The organism is Sulfurimonas sp. SWIR-19, from assembly GCF_020410885.1.
In the GTDB taxonomy this organism is placed as follows: Bacteria; Campylobacterota; Campylobacteria; order Campylobacterales; family Sulfurimonadaceae; genus Sulfurimonas; species Sulfurimonas sediminis.
Genome location: NZ_CP084578.1, coordinates 2,257,875 through 2,280,357, shown reverse-complemented (window position 1 = coordinate 2,280,357; position 22,483 = coordinate 2,257,875). Strand labels below are relative to the sequence as shown.

Below are 22,483 nucleotides of genomic sequence, written 5' to 3'. Positions count from 1 at the left end.
AAAAATGAAAGAAATAGAAGAGTTACTAGAAAAATACAACCACTTTAAGTATGAACAGCTGCGTTCAATACAACAATTGCCCGATACAAAAATTGTGACACTTGTGGTGCAGGATGACGAGGGGGAGGATATTCACACTGTTACCATCACTTTTAGCGGTATCAATGCTTCAAGAATTTTGGAAAACCATGTGCTTTCCTTTTTGGATATGGGGTTTGGGATAACACTTATCAAAGAAAATAACCTCTATGGCTTTGCACTGGGAAGTGGGAGTACTATGCTGCATGTACACAATGCACCTTTGTATATTGTCGCTTCTGATATCGAAATACAAGAGAGCTAATTTTATGCCTTAACATAGATTTTAGTTTGTTTGCTATAAGCTATTTGTATGAAGAACTCAAAAAATAAATTTTTTATGATTGGGATTACCATTTTGCTTGTATGGATTTTTATAGAAGCATACTTCTACATGATAGCTGTAGAGGCACAAAAAAACTATACTGACAATTTACTCAAAGATGCACGGGAACATTATGAAGAGATAGAAAATATCCGTAGTCTTCCTGCAGAGATTGGAACTTTTTATGTAAAAGAAGGTGATACCTTTAAAAAAGTTGATCCCAAACTGCTTGTGCAAACTCTCTTGAAACAATACCAAAAAAACGATTTTTACTATACAATGACTCCAAAGCTTTCAAAAAAACCTATCTACAGGCTTGAGAGCGAAAAAAAAAGGCTCTACTATGTTTATAAGGACATTGCCATGGATATGGATGCCTCTTTTTATGTAGAGAAGATACAAAGTGTCTGGATCAAATTTTTTGCAGTAAGTTTTTTATTTACTGTTTTTACATTTGTTCTTCTTTTTCTCATTAGGTTTTTACAAAAAAAGAGCAGCAGTTATGAAAAGCTAAGCAATACGCTTGAACTCAAAGTCCTCCAACAGACAAAACTGCTCGAAAAAGAACATGCCAAAAAAGAGATTTATCTGGAGACCCTTTTTGAGAAGAGTCCCAATATCATCATTATTACAACCGGCAACAGCATTACCCGGGCCAATGAAGCATTTTTTAAATTTTTCAAAGAGTACGCTTCTTTGGAAGAGTTTAAAAGAGAGCATGAATGTATTTGTGACTTTTTTTGTGCATCATGTCATGGCGATACCATCAACAGTACAAAAATGCAATGGGTGGAAGATGTTCTGGGCGAGGAAGAGCCAATCATGAAAATCTGTTACCTGGAACAAGAGTACTACTTTTCTGTATATGCCAAAAAGATATATGAAGAGAATAAAATGCACATGATGGTGACATTAAATGATATAACAGAAATATATAATATTCGGCATAAATTTGAAGATTTGTCCATGCAGGACGCACTGACAAATATTTACAACAGGCGTTACTTTAATGTAGTGTTTCCACAAGAGCTAAACAGAGCAAAAAGAACCCATGAGAGTTTTTGTTTTGCGATTATGGATGTGGACAATTTTAAACTCTACAATGATAACTACGGACATGATGCAGGCGATGAAGCTCTGCAGAAAATTACTGCAAAAATCACAGAACTGACACAGCGTGCCAATGAGTTTTTTTTCCGTTTGGGCGGAGAAGAGTTTGGTTTTGTCTGCAGTGCCTATACAAAAGAGGAAGCCTTTAGGCACCTGCAAAATATATGCAAAGAGGTGCAAAACCTGAAAATTGAGCATCTTTACAATGAAAAGTATGGAGTGCTTACCATATCTATAGGCGTATGTTATCTCTTTGATGCAGGTAAGGGTGAAGTGAAACATATTTATAAAAGTGCGGACAATGCCCTCTATAAAGCGAAAGAGAGCGGAAGAAACAAAGTTGTTCTATTTGAAAATTGTTGAGAGCGCTTTTTTTGTCAAAGAGGAAACGGGTGTTACATGTAAGGCCTCTTTTTCTACCCAAACGGCATTTTCAAAAGAGTCTAGATGATAAAGCTTTACATGTAAGCGGTATTTTGTATAGGAGTGTTTGAAACTGCCTAAAAAATCTTCTTCTATCGGGTCGACGGTGGGAAGTTCAAGCATGCCTTTGTACATGTTTCCTGTAGCCGGGGTAAGTGCTATTTTTTCGTTTTGTATGCAAATACCGTAAAAAAGTTCGAGTGATTCATACTCTTTTTTCTTGGTCTGTGTATAAATCTGCGGGTCTTCTTTGCCCTGGCATCCGCTTTGCATCGGACATTCGTTACATTTTGGATTTTTTGGCAGGCAAATCATGGAACCAAGATCCATCAGTGCAAGGTTATGGCTTCTGGAGTCTTTGTGATTAAGCAGTTTTTGGGCATATTCCCAAACGGTTTTATCCTTTACATGTAAAAGGGCAAAATAACGCTTGAGCACTCTTGCTATGTTTGTATCGACAACAGGGATACTCTGATTGCAGCCGAAACTGCAAACGGCACTTGCAGTGTACTGCCCTATGCCGGGCAGAGAGAGCAGCTCTTTGTAGTCTGTCGGCAGAAATTTCTGTGTAAGACGGGCTGTTTTATGAAGATTTCTTGCACGCGAATAGTAGCCCAATCCGCTCCAGGCTGCTAAAACATCATCAAGTGACGCATTTGCCAGGCTTTGCAGTGTGGGAAATTTCTCCAAAAACCGGGGATAGTATTCATCCCGTACACGGTTGACCTGTGTTTGTTGGAGCATGATTTCGCTGAGATATACACGGTAAATGTCCTGTGTATTTCGCCAGGGAAGTTCATGCCTGCCTGCTTTTTCATACCATGCCAAAAGTTCTTTGTGTGCCTGTTTTATCTTTTTTATAACAACTGCTCCTTGAGAAATTCGCTGTAGTGTCCTTCTTGCTCTTCAAGTTCTTTATGTGTGCCCCGTTGGACTATTTCACCCTCATTGAGGACATAAATCATATCGGCATTTTTAACGGTGCTGAGACGATGGGCAATGGTGATGACTGTTTTTTGCTCAAGCAGGGGAGCGAGTGCTCTAAAGAGTTTGGCTTCGGTATGCACATCAAGGGCGGAGGTTGATTCATCAAAAATGACGACACTCGGGTCGGCAATAATCATTCTGGCGATGCTGAGCCTTTGTCTCTGTCCGCCTGAGAGTCTGATGCCGTGATGTCCTACTATGGTCTCAAGTCCACTAGGCATACTTTTGAGCATATCTTGCAGCTGTGCGATTTCAAGGGCTTTGTAAATTTCATCATCACTGACATCTTCATGTCCCATTGTAATATTAAAACGCAGTGAAGCATTAAAAAGTATAGGCATCTGCAGGACTAAAAATATTTTTTGACGCACGGAGTGTTTGTCGAGTTCTTCTGTTGGTATGTTGTTGTATCTGAGTTCACCGGATGTTTTTTCATAAAAACCGGCAATGATTTGTGCCAGTGTTGTTTTGCCACTGCCGCTTGCTCCGATAAGTGCTATTTTTGAGCCGTATGCTACATCAAAAGTTATCTCTTTGAGAATTAACTTCTCACTTGTGGCATAACTGAAGCATAAATTTTTCACAGAAATATCAACACTCTTTGCTCTGAGTTTTTTCTCCCCGCTTGTTTCTGTTTTGAGCGTTAAAATTTTGTTTATACGCTCTAAAGCAGCTTTAGCGGAGGCATAACTGTACTGCATGGAGAGAATGTCCTGTACCGGTGTCATAATAAACCAGATGTAGCCAAACATGGCAAACATCATACCGATACTCAGATCGCTGTAGGCTACAAGCAGCAGTCCTGAAGCACGAATAAGCTCAAAAACACTTAAAAAGATTGTATAAGAGAGTTTTTCATAGGCGACACTTTTAAAGCCAAATTCATTGGAAGTATCCTGAATTTTTTTTGCCTGTTCTATTGCTTTGGCAAAAAAATGCTCCTCTTTGTTACTGGCTTTGATTTGTCCAAAAAGTTCCAGAGTTTCGCCGACATTTTCCTGAAATTGTGAAATGGCCTGGTTTTCTTCTTTTTTGAGTTCTCCCACGCGTGTGGACATTTTCTTGCTCATAAACATAATAAGCGGCTGCACAAAAAGGATGAGTATGCCCAAAACAGGATTGATGATAATCATCACAATGCCAACGGCAATGAGTGTCAAAACAGAGGCAACAAAACGAGAAGCACTGCTCATGATAAAAGCATCAAGTGTATTGACATCGGTGATAAGATTAGCCGTGATTGCACCGCTTCCCAGTGTTTCATAGGCATTCATAGAGGTTTTTTGAAGATGTTTTAAGAGACGAAAACGGACCATAAAGGTAACATATTTTGAAATTTCGGTAAATATTTTTGTACTGACAACGCCTAAAAAATAGTATAAAAAACGCAAAAAGATAACGGCAAAAGCAACAAACGCAATGTAATAAAAAGCAGAACCGCTGCCAAAAAGCCTGTCAATGGCAGGAACGATATACTCCGGCTTGTGCAAAAGAACTTCATCAACCATGACAGGGAGCATCAGAGGAATAGGTACACTGACGATGATGGCAAAAAGAGTAAAAATCTGCCCCTTTATCAGTGCAGGTTTTTTATGCCAGGCAAGGCGAAAAATAGATTTTATGGTTATGGGACTGTTATTCATAATGCAATTATATCTCAAAAAGAAAGAGCCAAAAATTAACATATTTATTTTTCTATTTATTTCAGGTATAATATATTATGAAAATAATAATAAGGGGAAGTTATGAAAAAATTATTGTTGAGTCTTGCCTTTACAGCGTTACATGTAATGGCAGCAAATGCAGAGAATCCTGCGGTAGAAAAAAAGAGTGATGTGGTGAAAAAGCACATTCAGGAGCAGATGCAAAAAGAACAAAAATATGCAAAAGAGCAAAAGTTTTATCAGGGCAAAGATTATAATCTCTCAGCAGTGGAAGTGGACCCAAATGATTTGGATGCAATCCCTACCATTGAACCGGAAAATGATTTTGATATGACGGATGTATACAGAGACGATATTTAAGAAAAAGGCACAATAAACTTTTTTGTGTTTTCAAGCCCGAAAAAAAGCTTGAAGGTTGTTTACGTTTTAAACGTGGAAAGCTTACTGTTGAGACTCTCCGTCATGCTGTTGAGATGCTCAGCAGCAGCAGCAATCTCTTCAACACTTCTTGCATTTGTTGAAGATATATCATTTACTTCATCGACTTTCGTGACGATTTCTTGTATATTTTTTCCTGTTTTTTCAAAGTCGCTCACCGATGCTTCCGTAGCATCTACTGCTTTATTTACTATTGCTACCGTATCATTTATTTTTGATGCAACAGACTCCGCTATATTTGAGAGTTCTTGAATTTCATTTGAATTTTCATTCATTTTAGAAGAAGCTTCCATAATGGATTGAACGACTACGTTTATAGTTGCGTTTATTTCTGCTAAACTTTTTTGTGTTCGTTCGGCTAATTTTCGTACTTCATCGGCTACTACGGCAAACCCACGACCGTGTTCACCTGCACGAGCAGCTTCTATTGCCGCATTCAACGCTAATAGGTTTGTCTGGTCGGCAATGTCGGCAATAACTACTAATATGGTTTTTACTTCACTCGCATCTTTTGAAAGCGTTTCCATATTTTGTGATAATTCTGATTCGACTTCTACGGTTTCTTGTACCTTTTCCGTTAAACTCACGATTTCATCTTTTGCGGTTTCAAGATTTTCATTTGCTTTTATAATATCTTGTTGTGATTCTTGGGCCGTTGTGATAGATATGCCTATTTCTTCTTGAATCTCTTTTGCTGTTTGCACGGCATCTTCTACGATAATAACAGAGTTTTCTACATTGCTGCCGACTCTGAGTGCAGTAGTTGAAAGTTCATGCGATATAGAAGCATTTTCACTTGATGTTGTTTTAACTTCAGCAATAAAATCTCTTACTTTATTCATAACAGCCAATAATTTTTGTGCTATGAGCCCTATTTCATCATTTGACCTGATATCTAATGAATGGGTAAAATTAATAGATGCACCATCAGATATACTTTCAATATAGGCAAAAATTTTACTTAAAGGAATTAAAATTATTTTATGCATCATAAAAAGTAAAATCAGTGCAGAAATAATTAATGCCACAATAGAAATAATCACAAGTGTATTTCTAAGTTCATGTGCCGGAATAAACGCCTCTTCCTCGTCAATTTCTGCGACTACCACCCATTTACCCTGTCCGTTAAATATGTCAAGTTCTTCATACACACTCAGTACGGGGACCCCTCTATAGTCATTTATTATCCACTCCCCTCGCTTACTTTTTCCTTCTACAACTGCTTCTGTCGAAGGTGTTTTTACTTTCCAGACACCAATAGTCGTTCCTAATTCTTGAACAACTTTATCTTTAATCTCTTTTTGAAATCTTGAATTGCTTCGCATCAGATAATCGCTGCCCACAAGGTAACATTCTCCGCTTTTTCCAAGGCCTGCTTTTTCAAACTCATCGTTAAATCGCATAATTTTATTTATGATGTCTACCGGCATTTGAAAAATCAGCACACCTTTTTTTATGCCGTTGACAAATAAAGGAGTCGCTATAAAAGAAGCAGGAGCATTATAACTTGGTTCATAAGGTTTAAAATCTTCAAATGCAACTTCACCCTTTTTCATGTTTAACGCTTTTTTATATGCTGTTGCCAAACCAGTGTTGGCATAAACCCCGTGTTGTAGATTGGTTGCAAAATCTTTTTCTTTAAAATCGGTATAAATCACATCCCCTTGAAGATTGACTAAAAAGATATCATACAGACTAAAAGAATTTAAAAATGCGTTAAACGAATCGTGATATTTTTTATGTGCCTGCATATAGCTACTATCATATTTTGCATTGTAGGTAAGCTCATTCTTTTCGCCGGTTTTTGCAGGATTTTCTACTATAAAAATATATTGTGCAACTTTTGCATTTATATTTTTAGGTAAATATGCTTCAATCGGTTTTTTAGGTTGTGCATTTGGTACATCATAATTTACTTGATTTAAATACTCCGAAGCATAATTCGTTTTTAATGCCGTAGTTACCTTGCTAATATTCAAATGAAGTTCATCTTCAAGTTTGTAAAAGCCGTCGTCAAAAGCTAAAAAAGCTTCTTTGGTTCCCTCTTGTACTGCTAAAGATGTTAATAAACCTCCCAAATAATCAAAATAACTACCAATCTCTTCATGCTTGGCAACTTCTACACTGCTGAGCTTGTTAAATTCCGAATGTTCTAAGGCAGAACTAGATTTGAAAACAGAAAAGAGCGTAATCACCGCCGATACAGATAATATAACCGCTACTACCGCAGCCGTAAGTTTTGTTTTAATTGTCATTTAAATCACCTTTATTTAACTAAAAATATTATATCTAAATTAAAATATTAATTCAATAACATATAACAATATTAAAAATAAGAATTAATGAATAAGAAAGAAGCATTCAATGAAAATTATTTCTATTTTGCTACTTATCTACAGAAAAACAGATTTTTTGAACTATTTTACCGGGTAACAGTTCTTTTTAAGTATTCATATATAATAATTATTAAAAGAAAATAATTTTCTTTTAATGGGAAAAGTATTTCATGTTGCTCATAAAGAGTTTTTCAGAACAAATGTTAAAAGGGGGAAAAGATGAAGTTATGGAAAAAAGTCTGTTTGCTTGTCGGACTGGTAGTTATTGCAGACGCTGCACCATTGGGATTGCCTGCTGTACTAGTTCCGGCAGATAATCCACAGACAGAGGCAAAGATTCAATTAGGGGATGTGTTGTTTCATGATCCAAGGTTCAGTGCTGATGGCAAAGTAAGCTGTGCCACTTGTCATGCAAGAGAAAAAGCATTTACGGATCACCTGTCTGTTTCAAAAGGCTTTACTGACAAAGAGGGTACAAGAGTGGGAACAAGGAATGCCCCTACTGTCATAAATTCTGCTTACTATACTTCGCAGTTTTGGGATGGCAGGGTATCTAGTTTGGAAGAACAGTCTAAACTGCCACCAATCAATCCCGTAGAAGGGGGCTTGCACTCATGGAAGAATCTGGTTGATATGCTCAAAAAAGATGCATATTATAAACAAGAGTTCAGAAAAGTTTTTGGTGTTAAGCCTTCAGAGATTTCTATAGAACATTTTGCCAAGGCAATAGCAAGCTTTGAGAGAACGGTGATATCGGGAAATTCAAAATTTGATCGCTATATGTATGGCGGGGACAGAGATGCTTTAAATGAGCAGGAAAAAAGAGGGCTCAAAGTTTATCTTGGTCAAGGTAGATGTGTCTCCTGTCATGTGATAAGTCAAACACAGGCTCTCTTTACTGATAACAGGTTTTATAATATTGGTGTAGGATTTAAAGCATTACAGGGAAAAACAGCTGAAGTTGCGTCTGAATATATGAAAATTCTTACAAAACAAAAAGAACAGGCTGGTAAAGATACAAAGAACCTTGCTGCAGATGAACTCATTCTTGCTGAAAAAAGATTTTCAGAACTTGGACGTTTTGTCATTACACATGAAGCAGATGAGACAGGTGCCTTTAAAACACCTTCACTGAGGAATATAGCGAAGACTTGGCCTTATATGCATGACGGAAGCTTGAATACACTTGAAGAAGTTGTTGTATTTTATAATTTTGGAGGCAAACTTGCTCCAGATGCTCCGGAGAGTCCGTTTTTAGACGGAGGAATCAGACCGCTTCATTTAAGTGGTGAACAGATGACAGATCTGGTTGCTTTTCTAAAAGCATTGACAAGTCCGGAATTTGAAACGCTAAAGGATACAAAATGAAAAGAAGAGATTTTATTAAAAAAGCAAGTGTAGTGGCAGCTGGTACGATATTACCCATGAGTCTAATTGAAGTGGCTTTTGCTGATAACGCAGATGGCAGCACATCAGATAAAAATTTTACTTTTGCTGTTATTTCCGATGCGCATTTACAACAAATCAAAGGAACAAAGTTTGTACGAAACTGGGATATGGGGCTGAAAAAAGCAGTTGCAGAGTGTAATTTAATGAATCCAAAACCAGATTTTGTTTTGTTTGGCGGAGATTTAGGACAACTTGGCAAAGCAGCAGAAATTGATCACGGAGCAGAAATTCTTTCGGCCTTACGAGCTCCTGTGAAAATGATGCTGGGTGAGCATGATTACTATCTTGATCTAGGGGAACACTGGATGAACCGTTTTGGTGATCCATACTATAGTTTTGACCATAAAGGCGTCCATATTGTTGTTCTTAACTCTATTTTAGTAGATGAAGGATGGACACACAAATGGAAAGACCCAATGCAGAGAATGCAGACAATGGCAGGTTTGGATGATCCTAACGGTTCTGCTTTTATGGTTGGCGAAAAACAGAGACAATGGCTGAAAAAAGATTTGAGCAGCATCTCCAAAGAGACGCCTATTATCGTGTTTTCTCACTCTCCTTTGCAAAAGATATATAAGGGGTGGAATTTCTGGACTGATGATGCAGAACAGATTCAAGCTATTTTAAAACCTTTTAAAAAGGTGAATGTTATTTATGGTCATGTTCATCAGATTCAATACAATAAAATCGGCAATATTGCTTTTAATTCTGTGATGTCAACAGCGTGGCCGTGGCCCTATCCGAAAACTTATACACAGGCAAAGAGCTATATGCCGAAGCTCACTATTGAGATGAATCGTGCTGATCCGTTTTTTGAACGTGATGCGACCGGATGGGAGATGATTGATGTGCACTCTGGAAGAGTTGATTTGCATTTTCAGCTTCCAAATAATGAGAACAGGACGGTAGCATACAATGAAAAAACACAAGAACCTGAAGATATAAAATATCAACAGCAAAAAATACCTTCACAGATACATTATTAAGGAGTTAATTATGAAAAAAGTATTACAATCAATTATACTGTTAAGTGCTACTGTGTTTACGGTAAATGGACTGCATGCAGATCAGTTTACACAAAAAGATCTTGACTTCTGGAGCGCTGAGTATAAAAGTGTTGTCAAAGAGGGGAGAAAAGTATTTACCGATACAAAGCTGGGAACGAACACCGTTACATGTAATGAATGTCATCCAAATGCAAGCAACACCCATCCGGAAACATATCCCAAGTTTCAAAAACAATTAGGGAAAGTAGCGACGATGGGCGAGATGATAAACTGGTGTATTGCAAATCCTCTTGAGGGGAAGAAAATGGCTCTGGATAATCCGAAAATGACAGCGCTTATCGCATATATTACGCATGAGAGGAGAGGTGTTGCATTAGCACCGGGGAAACATTAGTTAGAAATAAAAAATTATATACAATAACAAAGGAATCAACTGTGAAAAAAACCATACTATCAATATCTATTGCAATATCATGTGCATATGCTTCTGATGGCCTGCTGCTACAAGAGGCAAAACAGAATTTTGCACCATTGCCTAAAACATTTCCGTCTGCGCAATATACCATGACGCCGGAAAAAATCAGACTTGGAAAGATGCTTTTTCATGAAAAAAGAGTTTCTATAGACGGCACAACGAGTTGTGTAAAATGCCATCCGTTTAGTTATTACGGAGCCGATAATCTTGAAAAAGCAAGAGGAAATTTTGGAAAACTAAACCCTAGAAATGCACCGACAGTCTTAAATGCTGCAGGTCAGATTACCCAGCATTGGCGTGGAGACAGAAAAGATGTCGAAGATCAGGCAAAAAAAGCATTGCTTGGAAAAGCCTCTTTTGGCGCACCTTCTTATGAATGGGTTGAAAAAAGACTCGGGAGTATTCCTCAATATCAAGTGCTGTTTCAAAAGGCATTTCCAAATGATAAAAATCCGATAAGTGTCGATAACTATGCCGAAGCTATCGGTGCATGGGAAAGAACGCTCTCAACACCTTCACGGTTTGACGAATTTTTAGAGGGCAGATCAAATGCTTTGACACAGGAGGAAAAAGCAGGTCTCAAAACATTCATAAAAACAGGCTGTGCCTCTTGCCACTCAGGTGCATTGCTTGGCGGAACAATGAATCAAAAATTCGGCATGGTTGCTCCTTACTGGGAATATACAAAAAGCAAGAAGATTGATGAAGGACGCTACAATGTCACGAAAAAAGAAGAAGACAAATATGTCTTTAAAGTGCCTCAACTCAGAAATGTTGCCATGACTTCCCCTTACTTTCATGATGGCAGTGTCACATCATTGAAAGAAGCTGTCAAAATAATGGCAAAGGTGCAGTTAGGGGTAGATTTGTCGCAAGAGGAAACTCAAAGTATTTATCTTTTTTTACAGTCTCTAACCGGGAAATTATCGCAAGACATTGTAACTGTGCCTATTTTACCAGAGACAAACTAAAATATAGAAGCCATTATATATTGGCTTCTATGGCTCTTGCAATACGCAAGATGGTTTCATCTTTTCCGATGACAGACATAACGACATCAAGTCCCGGACCGCTCATTTTACCCAGCAGTGCGACACGCAGAGGATTGCCTATCTTGCCAAACCCGATTTCCATTTCATTGACAACTGTTTCCATCACATGATGATAATCACTTGGCAGGTGCAGCTCTTTTGCTGCATCAAGCTTGTTGGCAAATGTTTCAAGAATTTCAATCGCATTGCCTTTGAAGGCTTTTTTGACAGCTTTTTCATCATATGACTGAGGTGTTGTCACAATCTCATTGATAAGTGTTGCCAGTTCTTTGAGGGTTTTTGCCCGCTCTTTAAGGGCATCGAGTAAAATCTCTTTTTTATCGTGTGAACTTAATACTACGCCAAAATCAGTGAGCAGTTCTGTGAGTTCCTCATTGGGTGTGTTTTTGATGTAGTGGGCGTTGAGCCAGTCGAGTTTTTCCGTATTGTAAATAGAGGCTGATTTGTTGATGTCTTTTGGATCAAACAGCTCTTTCATTTCATCCATCGAAAAAATTTCCTGATCTCCGTGGCTCCAGCCAAGACGCACAAGAAAATTGAGCAGTGCCTGTGGCAGATACCCCATCTCTTTATATGCCATAACATCTGTCGCACCGTCACGTTTTGAGAGTTTTTTGCCCTGGGCATTGTGAATCATAGGCACATGATAAAATTTCGGAATGTCAAATCCGAGTGCCTCATAGACAACTATCTGTTTTGGTGTGTTTGAGAGGTGGTCGTCTCCGCGGATAACTTCATTGACACCCATTAAAGCATCGTCTATTGCCACGACAAAGTTATAGGTAGGAGAACCGTCAGCACGGGCAATGACAAAATCATCCAAAATATCTTCTGCCTGAAAAGAGATATCTCCTTTGACACCGTCATGCACGATTATCTCACCGCTCAGAGGTGCTTTTATGCGTATAACAGGTTCGACTCCCTCTGGTGGAGTTCCTGTAAAATCACGGTATCTGCCATCATATTTTGTGCGTTCTTTATTTGCCATTTGTGTTTCTCTAAGTGCGTCTAACTCTTCTTTGCTCATATAGCATTTGTAGGCCTTGCCCTCATCAAGCAGCTGCTGTATGTATTTTTTGTAAATATCTTCACGTTTGCTCTGGTAAGTGATTTCTCCGTCTGCTTCAAGTCCGAGCCATTCAAATGCTTTTAAAATTGCTTCTGTTGCCTCTTGCGAATTTCTTGCTTTGTCGGTATCTTCAATGCGAAGAAGAAACTTTCCATTGTTTTTTCTTGCCCACAGATAAGAAAAAAGAGCCGTGCGTAAACCGCCGATATGCAGATAGCCTGTAGGAGATGGAGCAAAACGAGTAACAACCATGATTGTGCCTTATGTAAGAAGTTTCTTGCAATTTTAGGCAATTGTTGGTTAAAGGTTGGTAAAATACTCTATTAAAATTAACAAAATGGATTTTTATGTTTAAATTACTCGTATTACTGATGCTTTCAAGCCTGGTAAATGCAGAAGTCTATGACGGTGTCGCAATTGTTGTAGAGGATAAAGCAATTACTCTGCTCGATATTGAAAAAGAGATGCAGCAAGCGCATATAGATGCAAAAAAAGCGTCCGATATCCTTATCCGTAAAAAACTTGAAGCGCTTGAAATTGCCAAAAGAGATATTTCGGTTTCGAGTACGGAAGTGTATGATGATATTAAAAAAATGGCCGAAGCAAACGGATTGACAATCAGCCAGTTGTATGATGCGGTGAGAGAGCAAAGCGGCTTGAGTTCTACAGAGTTCAAAGAAAAAATAAAACAGAAGATTTTAAGCCAAAAACTTTATGCAGCCATTGCAATGTCATCTCTCTCCGAACCGACTGATGAAGAGATAAAAGAGTATTATGAACTGCATAAAAAAGAATTTAACCATCCTGAATCTTTTTCTGTCATCATAAACGAATCAAAAGACAAAAGCCGACTGCAGGAAAAAATAGACAATCCAATGTTTTATTCACCGGATGTGAAAACACAAGAACAGGTTCTTCCTTATAATAAAATTCCGCCACAGCTTGCGGCGATACTGGAAAAGACACCCCCCGACCATTTCACACCTGTTTTGCCTGACGGCAGAGGCGGTTTTATGTGTTGTTATGTAAAGTCGACAACAAAACCAACAAAAGTGGATTTTGAAAAACTCAAGCCACAGATTGTCAATGCGATTATGGCTGAAAAACGTGAGGCGGTCTTAAGTGACTATTTTGCACGTCTGCGTGACAATGCAGACATCAACATTATCAGACTCCCAAAATAAACCATGCTCAGCGATAAAAACTTTATAAATATAGCTTCAGAAATAGCTTTGGCATCCAAATGCGTCTCCAAACAGGTTGGGGCGGTTATCGTCAAAGACGGGCGTATTTTAAGTACGGGCTACAACGGAACGCCGGCAGGGTTTACCAACTGCTGTGACCACTGGGACGGCGAGTATACCGCAGAGCATCATGAGTGGAGTAAAACATATGAAATTCATGCGGAGATGAATGCAATTATCTGGGCGGCGAGAAAAGGCATCTCCATCGAAGGCGGGACGATTTATGTGACGCTTGAACCGTGTAGCGAATGCAGTAAAAATTTGATTGCGAGTGGTATCAAACGTATCGTCTATGCCAAAGAATATGAACATACACACTCCAAAACCATCTCAAAGTTTTTGGAAGATAACGGAGTGAGTATAGAAAAACTAAGCCTCTAAAAACTCTTTTGCTTTTTCAGGCGGACGGGCAATAATCGCCTCTTTGTCGTCTTTTATGATGATAGGGCGTTCTATAAGTTTTGGATGTTCCACCATCGCTTCTATAAGTTTTTCCTCATCTGTCTCATTTTTTAAATCAAGCTCTTTGTAAATGGCCTCTTTGGTACGCATCATCTCTCTTGCACTTTGCAGTCCGAGCATTTTTATAATGTTTTTGAGTTGCGCGGCACTCGGACGTTCGTCAAGGTACTTGACAACATCAGCAGCAATACCGTTTTCTTCTAATATTTTAAGCGCCTCTCTTGATTTTGAACAGCGTGGATTGTGTAAAATAGTGTATTTACTCATTCTCTTTCCTTTTTTTTAGTAGAATTTTACACTATAATAGTTGCAATTGATTAATAAAGAGGATTTTGTAATGAAATATAAAAACAAATCATTAAAACTTGCCGAGTTTGCAAGAGAGTTGTTGACAAAACATTCTCTTGAAGATGGTCTGCCTCTGATTGCAAAATATGTCAAAGATGTCATAGGTGCCGAGCGGTGCTCTATATTTATATATGATGCTGCCGCAAATGAGGTGTGGACAACCTTGGCGGACGGAGTGAAAAAAATAACACTTCGTGCAGACAAAGGATTGGTGGGGTATACACTCAAGGCAAAGAAACCTGTTGTAGCAAATGATGCCTATGCCCATCCGGAGTTTTTGCCCGAAATTGATTCCACGACAGGTTACATCACAAAAAATATCATAACAGCACCAATATTCAGCTCCAAAAGAGAGATTATCGGGGTGATGGAACTTTTGAACAAAGAAGAAGGGTTCGATGAAGAAGATGTCCGTTTTATGATATTTTTTGCACATTATGTCAGCGGATTTTTAGAACTGCTGCATACCTATTTAGATCAAGAAAAGAGAGTAGATTAATATGAAACAATTAAACAGAATTGCCGAATTCGGTAAAAGACTGATGACAACCAGTGCGATAGAGGATGCAATTGTCCTTATTGGTGATGAAGCAAAATCTCTTGTAGAGGCACAAAGATGTTCTATATTTATTGTGGACAGTGATGATGAGATACTCTGGACGACACACAGTGACGGAATGGGAAAAATCGTTGTCAGTGCGGACGCGGGGATAGTTGGCGCCACATATAAAAGCAAGGCACCGCAGATAGTGAACAAACCTTATGAGGACGAAAGATTTTTACAGCATATAGATAAAAAAAGCGGGTATCTGACCGAAAATATGCTAACGGTTCCTGTATTTGATTCGAAGAGAAATGTAATGGGAGTGATGCAACTGCTTAATAAAGAAACAGATTTTACCCCGCAGGATCTGGGAACACTCACTTTTTTTGCCAACTATGTGAGTGGAAGTCTGGAGCTTGCACTGATAAGTTCTGAAATTTAAAATTATTTTTCAAGAAGTTGATGTGCCTCATAAGCCAAACGGATGACACCGACGGCATAGTTTGAAGAGTTGTTGTAGCGCATAATTTTTTGTACATATTTTCTCATATACTGGAGATTTTTTTTGTCTTTTGTAAAACATTTGTACACTTTTTTGCTTTTTTTGCTTCTTTCATAACAAAACGAGGCATTGTTGTATTTGTAGGCATAGGCGTACCACTCCTGTTCTACTTTTGGAATATCGGGCATTTTTTCCCAGTTTATGAGTGTGTCAAATTTTGCCTTTACATGTAAGAACTTCGCAGCAGAGAGGATGGCATCTTCCATTTTGCTCAAGTCTGCAACCCTGCCTTTGTAGCTGTCTGTGTAGATGAAACTGTTTGGCATAAACTGCGGTATGCCTATGGCACCGGCGTAGGAGCTTGCCAGGTTACACTGTTCAGGTTTGACACCCTTTTTGTAGCAGTGCTCTATAATCGAGGCCATATTTGTTTTGCCCATTTTTAAGAGCCACTTGTTTCGGTGGGTATCGGGTTTTGTACGAGTCACTATAGTGTTAAAAACGATGAAGGCATCATGTGTCGGTTTTATTTTGCCGAGTTTTGTCTCTTTGAGTAAAATGGCGGCAATAATTTCACGGTTGACATGATATTTTTTTTCGGCATAGTCGTAAACATCTTTGTATTTTTGAAGATTTCTTACCATCTTCGGAACATATTTTACCAGTACATTGTTTGCCTGTTTCTCTTTTTCTTTGTGGTATTTTATTTTTGAAGGCTGTATGTATTTCCAGGTTATTTCATCATACTTTTGTGTTTTAAAATACGAAAGCAGAAACTCATTGGCATATTTGTAGCTGACGCCATTTTTGACGACTTTTTTGCAAATATCTTCATAATGTTTGTTTGTAAAATTGCAGTTGTCATATTTTGCAAAAAGTACACTGCCTAGGAGCAGTAAAAATATAAATTTAGTTTTCATTGATTTCTTGAAGCCTTTGTGGTGTGCCTATATCATGCCACATTTTGTTAAATAGTTCGCCACTGACAAGACTTTTGTCAATGTTTTTTCTCAAAAGCGGAGCAAGCGGGCTTTTTTGTAACCTGACTTCTTCAAAGAGTTTCGGATGGTAGTACCCTATACCCGAAAAGGTGTACATTATTTTGTCTTCATTTGTTACAAGTCCGTTTTGGAGCCCAAAATCTCCTTTCGGATTGTGCGCAGGATTGGGTACCAAAACAAGATGGGCAAGTGTATCGGTGAGTTTGAAATTCGGGTTGTAGTCATATTCACAAAATATATCGCCGTTTACAACCAAAAAAGGAGCATCTCCTAAAAGCGACAGTGCTTTTTTGATACCGCCGGCACTCTCAAGGGCTCCGCTTTTTTGTTCATCCGAGTAAAGAATGCGTACACCCCATTTTAAGCCGTTCCCAAGATATGCCGGAATTTTAGAACCCAAATGCCCAATGTTGATAATAATCTCATCAAAACCCTTATGCGCCAGTTTTTCTATATGCCACTCTATGAGCGCTTTGCCCTTTACATGTAACAAAGGTTTTGGCAGTGTATCGGTCAGCGGACGCATACGCTCTCCCCGTCCTGCCGCAAGTATCATAGCTTTCATTGTTTTTTTCCTTTATTTATGACGGTAATTTTTGTAAAAGTATAAGGCCCGCACTGAAGTACGGGTTCCAAAAAGTCGCACAAATGCTTACGCTCTTTGGAACGCGGACTTCAGTCCGGGCTGAGAGTGGCAAGACTATTGCAACAGCCGGCACTACAGAAAAAAATTTAGTTTTTTTCACAAGTCATGCTTTAGCATAGAAAGTACCGATTCCGAAGATCTGTACTTCAGTCTGGGCTGAGTTGCCGCAGAAGTTTCCCAAACGATTTCGTCTCATCATACCGCAAAGCTGTCTCAATCACATAATGCAGTGTCAGCGGAATATCTTTTAAATATCCTTCTTTGGCGTCACGCAAATACAAACGCGAAAAAATTCCCAACACTTTTATATGCCGCTGCAGTCCCATAAAATCGAACCACTTTAAAAATATTTCATCCTTTACATGTAAACCCTTTTTGCGGGCAAACAAAAGTGCCAATGCTTCTATGTCTTCACGCGAAAAAGCAATATAACAGTCTTTTAAAAGCGAAACCAAATCATAGGTGAGTGCCCCGTTCATAGCATCCTGATAATCAATAATACCGAGTTCGTTTTGCGATGTAAGCATAATATTTCGCGAATGAAAATCACGATGCACAAAAATGTTTTGCGGCTGTGATAAGACGACTGCCGATATTGCCTCAAGGGCAGAAGCGATGCACTCTTTTTCTTTTTTGTTTACATGTAACGCAAGTTTTTTTTCCAGATACCACTCTTGCATCAGGTCCATCTCTCTATGGAGAAATGCTTTGTCATACAGAGGCAGGTCAGTTGTATCGGCTTTTTGTATCTTTATAATTTCATCAATCGCTTTTTCATAGAGCGGTGAAAAATTTTCAGGCTTTAAAACATCCAGTAGATTGGTAGAGCCGAAATCTTCCAAAATCAAATACCCGAGTGAGAGGTTTTGCGCAAGAATTTCAGGTGCTTTGACCTTTACATGTAAAAGTCTCGCAGTGATGTCTACAAAGGGTGTTAAAGAGTGCTTTTCCAAAGAGGCATCCATCAAAATAACAGAATGATTTTTATGCGAAAGCCGATAATATTTTCTAAAACTTGCATCAGCGGAGGCAACTGTGATGGCATACTCTTTATAGGGAGTGGTTTGCAACCATGCTTTAATCTGCTGCATAAATAGCTCCTGCTATGGAATCTTTCTGGGCACCGGTAACTTTTTTGAGCAGAAGCGGTTCTTGATGGATGCGTTTTTTTGCAAACCAGGCAAATGCCATCGCTTCTAAAAAATCACTGTTTATACCGAGTGCGTCACTTGGCAACACTTTGGCACGGCACAGGGCACTGAGTCTTTGCATCAAAAAGCTGTTTTTTGCTCCGCCGCCGCAAATGATGAGCTGTGTTGCCTGTGTGGCATTGACGTCATTGGCTATGGAGTGTGCGGTGAGTTCGAGCAGGGTTCTTTGTATCTGTGCATCGCTGAGATGTTCAAAGCCTCGAAGATTTTTTTCAAGCCATGCGGCATTAAAATACTCTCTGCCGGTACTTTTTGGTGCTTTTTTGTCAAAATAATCATCACGAAGCATCTGTGCAAGGAGGACTTCATGTGGTTCGCCGCTTTTTGCAAGGGCTCCCTCTGCGTCATAGTTTTGTGACTGTGTTTTTTGCATCCACATATCTATTAAAACATTCCCGCAACCAACATCCCAACCGCCAAAATCATGAAAAAGCAAAGAGATGTTTGCCATGCCTCCGATGTTTAGCACCGCTGTGTTTTCTTGTGTATCGGCAAATAAAAACTGATGAAAAGCAGGAGCAAAAGGCGCGCCCTGTCCGCCGTTGGCTATATCTTTGCCTCTAAAATCCGCCACGGTTGTGATACCTGTTTTGGCGGCAACGATGTTGGGATTTCCAAGCTGCATGGAAAAGGGGTAAAGCGAGTCAGGGGCATGCCAGAGTGTCTGTCCGTGCAGGCCTATGGCGTGTATACTCTTTACATGTAAAGCATTTGTTTTTAGAAAATCATTGATACACTCTGCAAAAAGAAGCCCGAGTCTGCTGTGGCATTCACCGATGTGTCTGAGTGTGCCAAAACCGGCTATAAGTTTGAGAATCTCTTCTTTTAATACGCCCGGGAAAGGGTACTCGGCAGAAGCAAAAAGCTTACAGTGGGTGTCGTCGATTTCACACAGTGCAATGTCGATACCGTCAAGACTGGTTCCGCTCATAACGCCGAGGTAAAGTTCTTTCATGCTGTTTCTCTTTGCGTTGTTTGTATTTGCATAATCAAAAAAGCAACAGCTGTGCCTAGAACCATTTGCCATGCAAATCCTATATGGATGTCAAATACATAGGGTTGTAGGAATAAAATTGTTAAAAAACCTCCAACAAGCGCAAAAGGAACGGTTGCGGCACTTCCTCTTGTGGTAAAAATTGCACAGAAGAAGACTCCAAGCAGTCCGGTATAGGCAAAGGTCATTACACCCAGGGCAAAACTCACCAGTGAAAGCTCACTCTCTCTTTGCCAAAAATAACTCAAAATTGCCATAAGAAAGAGAATTAAGGCAAAAAGAAGTACGGCTGTTCGGGAGGCTTTTAAAAAGTGGGTTTCTTTGGTATGGGGATCTTTTTGCAATTTCCACGGTCGGTACAAATCTTCAACGGCGACAGAAGCCATGGCACCCAAAACAGAGTTTGTGCTTGAAAGCGCTGCGGCAATGGCACCGACTGTTACAAGCCCTCTTAATCCCGAAGGCATTTCATTGAGGATGTAATACATAAAAATGGTAATGCTCTCACCTTGAAAATTCTGACTTACCGCACTTGTCTGGTAATGCACAAAAAGGAGTGCTCCGATGCCAAGAAAAAGCATGACGATGGGAATACTCAAAACAATGGAGAGAATGAGCGACTGTGCAGCTTCGTTTTTGTTTTTACAGCTGAGTACGCGCTGGGTCATGTCCTGATCAAGTCCGAAAGCAGCTATGTTTAAAAGCAGCCAACCGCTAAAAAGTGCTACAATGCTGAACTTCCCATCAAGTGAATTATTTATTACATGTAACTTGTTATGTGTTTGTAAAATTGCTAAAATATCTATATTGTGCAAAGAGACATACAAATACCAAAAGACTAAAAGACCGGCACCGACATAGGTGAGGGCTTGAATAACATCACTGAAGATGATGGACTTAATGCCGCCGAAATAGGTGTATGCCAAGGCGCCTGCAATTAAGAGCGTGATGGCAACAAGCATATGTAAAAAACCGATGTCCAAAAACAGTATCATACTCACAGCCAGTGCGCCGATGTAGAGTCTGGCTCCGCTTGCCATAATCCGTCCGAACAAAAACATCAATCCTGCCTGCTTTTTTGCACGTTCTCCGTAGCGTGTTTGTAAAAGTTCATAGACGGTGACGACCCTGTATTTGTAAAACTTCGGAACAAAAACGATGCTGATAAATACCACTGCCACAAGCGCAGAAAAATAGAAGCCTATAAAGGTAAAATCATGCACATAGGCAAACTCCGGAACACCCAAAAAAGTTGCAGCAGACTGAGAAGTAGCGACGATGGAGACGGCAACAACGAACATTGGCATAGTATTTGAGCTGACAAAGTAGTCTCTTGAAGAGCGGATTTTAAACTGGGAAAAGAGGTAGGAACTGATGGCAAGTATCAGAAAATAAGCGCCAAAAACAAACCAGTCAAGAGAAGAAAACCCGCTACTCATCGGCACCTCTGAGATGCAAATCCTGCACACCTGCTCTTACTTCTTGCATAAAAAGTGCCCCGGGGTCGGCTTTTTGGGTTCTGTAGCCTGCATCACGTTCCAACCAGAGGGGATTGTTTTGCATTTTTGTATATTCGTAATGCCCGATAAGGTAGTGAATGTCGGGATATTTTTGTTTGAGATACTTGATGAGAGAAATATTTGCACGTACCTGTGCAGGAGTCAAATCCTCTTTTTTGTTTGCTTCGCCTCCGACGTTTTCTATGCCGATACTTGAGTAGTTGAGTCCGATGACATGGCGTGCCATGACATTGTCCGGCATAAGCTGATAAATTGTTCCGTCACGATCGACTAAAAAATGTGCCGAGACATTAAGGGCTGAGGCTTTTGCTATGTCGGCTCTGTCGCTTAGAAGTTTCTCAGGGTAGAGTCTGGCAAAACTGCTGTTGAAATCCATAACGGCTGTCCAGTGAAGAACAATGATTTTAGGTTGTATCTGTATGTTCTTTACATGTAAGCCGTAATGTTTTTGAATATATGCCCGCGTTAATGCTTTACGCTCTTTTTCAAATATGACAGGCTTTTGTACAAGGCTGTTTTTGAAATGCAGATTTGTGATTCGGGCATTGGATTCTATAATTTTGCTGAGCGGGATTTTTTTGCTTTTTACCTGTTTGAAGATGGTCTCAACTATTTCTTTGGTAGAATTATGTGCAAGCTGATTGCCAAAGAGTAAAATATTTACCCCCGCATTGATGGCCAGAGTCAGGGCATCTTTGAGGGAATAATTTGCGGAGATAGCCTTCATCTGCATATCGTCACTGATAATAACACCGCGAAAATGGAGCTGTTTGCGTAAAAGTTCTGTGTTTATTTTGTAAGAAAGCGTGGCTGGATAGGTGTCATCTAAATTTGCATTAAAGACATGTGCGGTCATAATTGCATCTGCTTTATGGGCATTGATGAGGATTTTATAGGGCTCTAACTCTTTTTTATCCCAGGTGTTTGTGATGTCAACAAACCCTTTATGCGAATCGCCGAGTGATGAACCGTGTCCGGGAAAATGTTTTAAAACAGAGAGGACATTGTGGCGTGTCTGGGCGTCTATCATTGTTTGTGCATATCTTGCAACCTCTTTGGGATCGCTTCCGTAAGAACGCTCCAAGCCTGCTATGACTTTGTTTTTGGGGTTGGTGCTTAAATCGACTACTGGAGCAAAATTTACATTGATACCGCTGTTTTGGAGCATTTTAGCCTGAGCGTTGTAAATTTGCTGTGCCTTTTGTAAAGGCATACACGAAACGGCAGCAGCAGAGGGGATTTCTAAAAATCCGTATTTTGCTTTGAGCCTGCTTACCTTGCCGCCTTCCTGATCGACGGCTATAAAAAGCGGTTTGTGTGCAAAATATTGTAAATGTCGGGTAAGTTTTTTCAGCTGATAGGGTGAGAGGATATTTTTAACTCTTTGTTTGTCTGTATAAAACCGGTCAAAAAGAATCACACCGCCCAAATCATACTTTTGTATATCTGAAACTATCTGTGACGTCGGTTCTACATAACTTTCATCAAAGCCGACAATCAGCATGCGCCCTATCATTTTTTTGAGTTGCGCATCTGTAGGCACTGTGGCATGAAGCGTTAAGAAGAGACTTAAAAAAAGTAAAAAGATGCGCATTATA

At 39.4% G+C, this 22,483-nt stretch carries 22 protein-coding genes; 11 read left to right on the top strand and 11 right to left on the bottom strand.

The features are described from left to right. Positions 1-4: 4 nt before the first annotated feature. Positions 5-343, top strand: a complete 339-nt coding sequence (locus tag LCX93_RS11870; RefSeq protein ID WP_226066464.1) for a hypothetical protein — start codon at positions 5-7, stop codon at positions 341-343. Positions 344-418: 75 nt separating this feature from the next. Then, positions 419-1,876, top strand: coding sequence for a sensor domain-containing diguanylate cyclase (locus LCX93_RS11865; RefSeq protein ID WP_226066463.1), 1,458 nt, complete (start codon positions 419-421; stop codon positions 1,874-1,876). Here the strand turns inward: LCX93_RS11865 and LCX93_RS11860 are convergent. Next, positions 1,859-2,764 (bottom strand): A/G-specific adenine glycosylase, encoded by a 906-nt coding sequence (locus tag LCX93_RS11860; RefSeq protein WP_226066462.1) that lies wholly within the window; start codon positions 2,762-2,764, stop codon positions 1,859-1,861. The genes LCX93_RS11865 and LCX93_RS11860 overlap by 18 nt on opposite strands. A gap of 29 nt (positions 2,765-2,793) precedes the next feature. Further along, positions 2,794-4,566, bottom strand: a complete 1,773-nt coding sequence (locus LCX93_RS11855; RefSeq protein ID WP_226066461.1) for an ABC transporter ATP-binding protein — start codon at positions 4,564-4,566, stop codon at positions 2,794-2,796. 102 nt (positions 4,567-4,668) lie between these two features. Between LCX93_RS11855 and LCX93_RS11850 the strand changes: the two genes are divergently transcribed. Further along, positions 4,669-4,947: a hypothetical protein gene (locus tag LCX93_RS11850; protein WP_226066460.1), complete on the top strand. Its 279-nt coding sequence runs from the start codon at positions 4,669-4,671 to the stop codon at positions 4,945-4,947. A gap of 59 nt (positions 4,948-5,006) precedes the next feature. Here LCX93_RS11850 and LCX93_RS11845 read toward each other — a convergent pair whose 3' ends face one another. Continuing rightward, positions 5,007-7,280 carry a methyl-accepting chemotaxis protein gene (locus LCX93_RS11845; RefSeq protein WP_226066459.1) on the bottom strand — a complete coding sequence of 758 codons (2,274 nt, stop codon included), beginning with the start codon at positions 7,278-7,280 and terminating at the stop codon, positions 5,007-5,009. A 300-nt stretch (positions 7,281-7,580) separates the two neighbouring features. Here LCX93_RS11845 and LCX93_RS11840 point away from each other — a divergent pair, with 300 nt between their 5' ends. The 4 genes from LCX93_RS11840 to LCX93_RS11825 are packed head-to-tail and all read left to right on the top strand — an operon-like array spanning position 7,581 to position 11,263. Then, positions 7,581-8,729, top strand: coding sequence for a cytochrome-c peroxidase (locus LCX93_RS11840; RefSeq protein WP_226066458.1), 1,149 nt, complete (start codon positions 7,581-7,583; stop codon positions 8,727-8,729). Beyond that, entirely contained in the window at positions 8,726-9,796 is a 1,071-nt protein-coding gene (locus LCX93_RS11835) for a metallophosphoesterase family protein (protein WP_226066457.1), read from the top strand. Before LCX93_RS11840 ends, LCX93_RS11835 begins: the two co-directional genes overlap by 4 nt. A 10-nt stretch (positions 9,797-9,806) precedes the next feature. Continuing rightward, a complete protein-coding gene (locus tag LCX93_RS11830) occupies positions 9,807-10,211 on the top strand; it encodes a c-type cytochrome (protein ID WP_226066456.1) in 405 nt (134 codons plus the stop codon). Positions 10,212-10,252: 41 nt separating this feature from the next. Next, on the top strand, positions 10,253-11,263 hold the full coding sequence (locus tag LCX93_RS11825; RefSeq protein WP_226066455.1) for a cytochrome-c peroxidase: 1,011 nt from the start codon (positions 10,253-10,255) through the stop codon (positions 11,261-11,263). A gap of 13 nt (positions 11,264-11,276) precedes the next feature. Here LCX93_RS11825 and gltX read toward each other — a convergent pair whose 3' ends face one another. Beyond that, a complete protein-coding gene (gltX, locus tag LCX93_RS11820) occupies positions 11,277-12,665 on the bottom strand; it encodes a glutamate--tRNA ligase (protein ID WP_226066454.1) in 1,389 nt (462 codons plus the stop codon). Between the two features lie 95 nt (positions 12,666-12,760). Between gltX and LCX93_RS11815 the strand changes: the two genes are divergently transcribed. Both LCX93_RS11815 and LCX93_RS11810 read left to right on the top strand, forming a co-directional pair. After that, positions 12,761-13,597, top strand: a complete 837-nt coding sequence (locus LCX93_RS11815) for a peptidylprolyl isomerase (protein ID WP_226066453.1) — start codon at positions 12,761-12,763, stop codon at positions 13,595-13,597. Between the two features lie 3 nt (positions 13,598-13,600). Next, on the top strand, positions 13,601-14,038 hold the full coding sequence (locus LCX93_RS11810; RefSeq protein WP_193150658.1) for a deoxycytidylate deaminase: 438 nt from the start codon (positions 13,601-13,603) through the stop codon (positions 14,036-14,038). Here LCX93_RS11810 and arsC read toward each other — a convergent pair. Next, positions 14,027-14,386 (bottom strand): arsenate reductase (glutaredoxin), encoded by a 360-nt coding sequence (gene arsC / locus LCX93_RS11805; RefSeq protein WP_193150657.1) that lies wholly within the window; start codon positions 14,384-14,386, stop codon positions 14,027-14,029. The genes LCX93_RS11810 and arsC overlap by 12 nt on opposite strands. A 70-nt stretch (positions 14,387-14,456) precedes the next feature. Between arsC and LCX93_RS11800 the strand changes: the two genes are divergently transcribed. Both LCX93_RS11800 and LCX93_RS11795 read left to right on the top strand, forming a co-directional pair. Beyond that, positions 14,457-14,966: a GAF domain-containing protein gene (locus LCX93_RS11800; protein ID WP_226066452.1), complete on the top strand. Its 510-nt coding sequence runs from the start codon at positions 14,457-14,459 to the stop codon at positions 14,964-14,966. A gap of 1 nt (position 14,967) precedes the next feature. Continuing rightward, positions 14,968-15,453, top strand: a complete 486-nt coding sequence (locus tag LCX93_RS11795) for a GAF domain-containing protein (RefSeq protein ID WP_226066451.1) — start codon at positions 14,968-14,970, stop codon at positions 15,451-15,453. Positions 15,454-15,455: 2 nt separating this feature from the next. On the opposite strand, the gene LCX93_RS11790 is transcribed toward LCX93_RS11795, so the two are convergent. The 6 genes from LCX93_RS11790 to LCX93_RS11765 form a co-directional block, all read right to left on the bottom strand. Next, positions 15,456-16,433, bottom strand: coding sequence for a lytic murein transglycosylase (locus LCX93_RS11790; protein WP_226066450.1), 978 nt, complete (start codon positions 16,431-16,433; stop codon positions 15,456-15,458). After that, on the bottom strand, positions 16,423-17,079 hold the full coding sequence (gene murU, locus LCX93_RS11785) for an N-acetylmuramate alpha-1-phosphate uridylyltransferase MurU (RefSeq protein WP_226066449.1): 657 nt from the start codon (positions 17,077-17,079) through the stop codon (positions 16,423-16,425). Before murU ends, LCX93_RS11790 begins: the two co-directional genes overlap by 11 nt. Positions 17,080-17,306: 227 nt before the next feature. Next, positions 17,307-18,251 (bottom strand): aminoglycoside phosphotransferase family protein, encoded by a 945-nt coding sequence (locus LCX93_RS11780; protein WP_226066448.1) that lies wholly within the window; start codon positions 18,249-18,251, stop codon positions 17,307-17,309. Next, positions 18,238-19,326, bottom strand: coding sequence for an anhydro-N-acetylmuramic acid kinase (locus LCX93_RS11775; RefSeq protein ID WP_226066447.1), 1,089 nt, complete (start codon positions 19,324-19,326; stop codon positions 18,238-18,240). Before LCX93_RS11775 ends, LCX93_RS11780 begins: the two co-directional genes overlap by 14 nt. Continuing rightward, positions 19,323-20,804, bottom strand: a complete 1,482-nt coding sequence (locus LCX93_RS11770) for a sodium:solute symporter (protein WP_226066446.1) — start codon at positions 20,802-20,804, stop codon at positions 19,323-19,325. The genes LCX93_RS11775 and LCX93_RS11770 overlap by 4 nt, the downstream gene beginning before the upstream one ends. Continuing rightward, positions 20,797-22,479, bottom strand: a complete 1,683-nt coding sequence (locus tag LCX93_RS11765) for a glycoside hydrolase family 3 N-terminal domain-containing protein (RefSeq protein WP_226066445.1) — start codon at positions 22,477-22,479, stop codon at positions 20,797-20,799. The genes LCX93_RS11770 and LCX93_RS11765 overlap by 8 nt, the downstream gene beginning before the upstream one ends. Positions 22,480-22,483 lie beyond the last annotated feature (4 nt).

What these genes read in the sequence shown, in the direction of transcription:
- LCX93_RS11780 (WP_226066448.1), bottom strand. Translation starts at nt 18,251, where the DNA reads ATGCAGCAGATTAAAGCATGGTTGCAAACCACTCCCTATAAAGAGTAT.
- LCX93_RS11865 (WP_226066463.1), top strand. Translation starts at nt 419, where the DNA reads ATGATTGGGATTACCATTTTGCTTGTATGGATTTTTATAGAAGCATAC.
- LCX93_RS11840 (WP_226066458.1), top strand. Translation starts at nt 7,581, where the DNA reads ATGAAGTTATGGAAAAAAGTCTGTTTGCTTGTCGGACTGGTAGTTATT.
- LCX93_RS11835 (WP_226066457.1), top strand. Translation starts at nt 8,726, where the DNA reads ATGAAAAGAAGAGATTTTATTAAAAAAGCAAGTGTAGTGGCAGCTGGT.
- arsC (WP_193150657.1), bottom strand. Translation starts at nt 14,386, where the DNA reads ATGAGTAAATACACTATTTTACACAATCCACGCTGTTCAAAATCAAGA.
- LCX93_RS11870 (WP_226066464.1), top strand. Translation starts at nt 5, where the DNA reads ATGAAAGAAATAGAAGAGTTACTAGAAAAATACAACCACTTTAAGTAT.
- LCX93_RS11810 (WP_193150658.1), top strand. Translation starts at nt 13,601, where the DNA reads ATGCTCAGCGATAAAAACTTTATAAATATAGCTTCAGAAATAGCTTTG.
- LCX93_RS11815 (WP_226066453.1), top strand. Translation starts at nt 12,761, where the DNA reads ATGTTTAAATTACTCGTATTACTGATGCTTTCAAGCCTGGTAAATGCA.
- LCX93_RS11795 (WP_226066451.1), top strand. Translation starts at nt 14,968, where the DNA reads ATGAAACAATTAAACAGAATTGCCGAATTCGGTAAAAGACTGATGACA.
- LCX93_RS11790 (WP_226066450.1), bottom strand. Translation starts at nt 16,433, where the DNA reads ATGAAAACTAAATTTATATTTTTACTGCTCCTAGGCAGTGTACTTTTT.
- LCX93_RS11855 (WP_226066461.1), bottom strand. Translation starts at nt 4,566, where the DNA reads ATGAATAACAGTCCCATAACCATAAAATCTATTTTTCGCCTTGCCTGG.
- LCX93_RS11850 (WP_226066460.1), top strand. Translation starts at nt 4,669, where the DNA reads ATGAAAAAATTATTGTTGAGTCTTGCCTTTACAGCGTTACATGTAATG.
- LCX93_RS11830 (WP_226066456.1), top strand. Translation starts at nt 9,807, where the DNA reads ATGAAAAAAGTATTACAATCAATTATACTGTTAAGTGCTACTGTGTTT.
- gltX (WP_226066454.1), bottom strand. Translation starts at nt 12,665, where the DNA reads ATGGTTGTTACTCGTTTTGCTCCATCTCCTACAGGCTATCTGCATATC.
- LCX93_RS11845 (WP_226066459.1), bottom strand. Translation starts at nt 7,280, where the DNA reads ATGACAATTAAAACAAAACTTACGGCTGCGGTAGTAGCGGTTATATTA.
- LCX93_RS11765 (WP_226066445.1), bottom strand. Translation starts at nt 22,479, where the DNA reads ATGCGCATCTTTTTACTTTTTTTAAGTCTCTTCTTAACGCTTCATGCC.
- LCX93_RS11770 (WP_226066446.1), bottom strand. Translation starts at nt 20,804, where the DNA reads ATGAGTAGCGGGTTTTCTTCTCTTGACTGGTTTGTTTTTGGCGCTTAT.
- LCX93_RS11800 (WP_226066452.1), top strand. Translation starts at nt 14,457, where the DNA reads ATGAAATATAAAAACAAATCATTAAAACTTGCCGAGTTTGCAAGAGAG.
- LCX93_RS11775 (WP_226066447.1), bottom strand. Translation starts at nt 19,326, where the DNA reads ATGAAAGAACTTTACCTCGGCGTTATGAGCGGAACCAGTCTTGACGGT.
- murU (WP_226066449.1), bottom strand. Translation starts at nt 17,079, where the DNA reads ATGAAAGCTATGATACTTGCGGCAGGACGGGGAGAGCGTATGCGTCCG.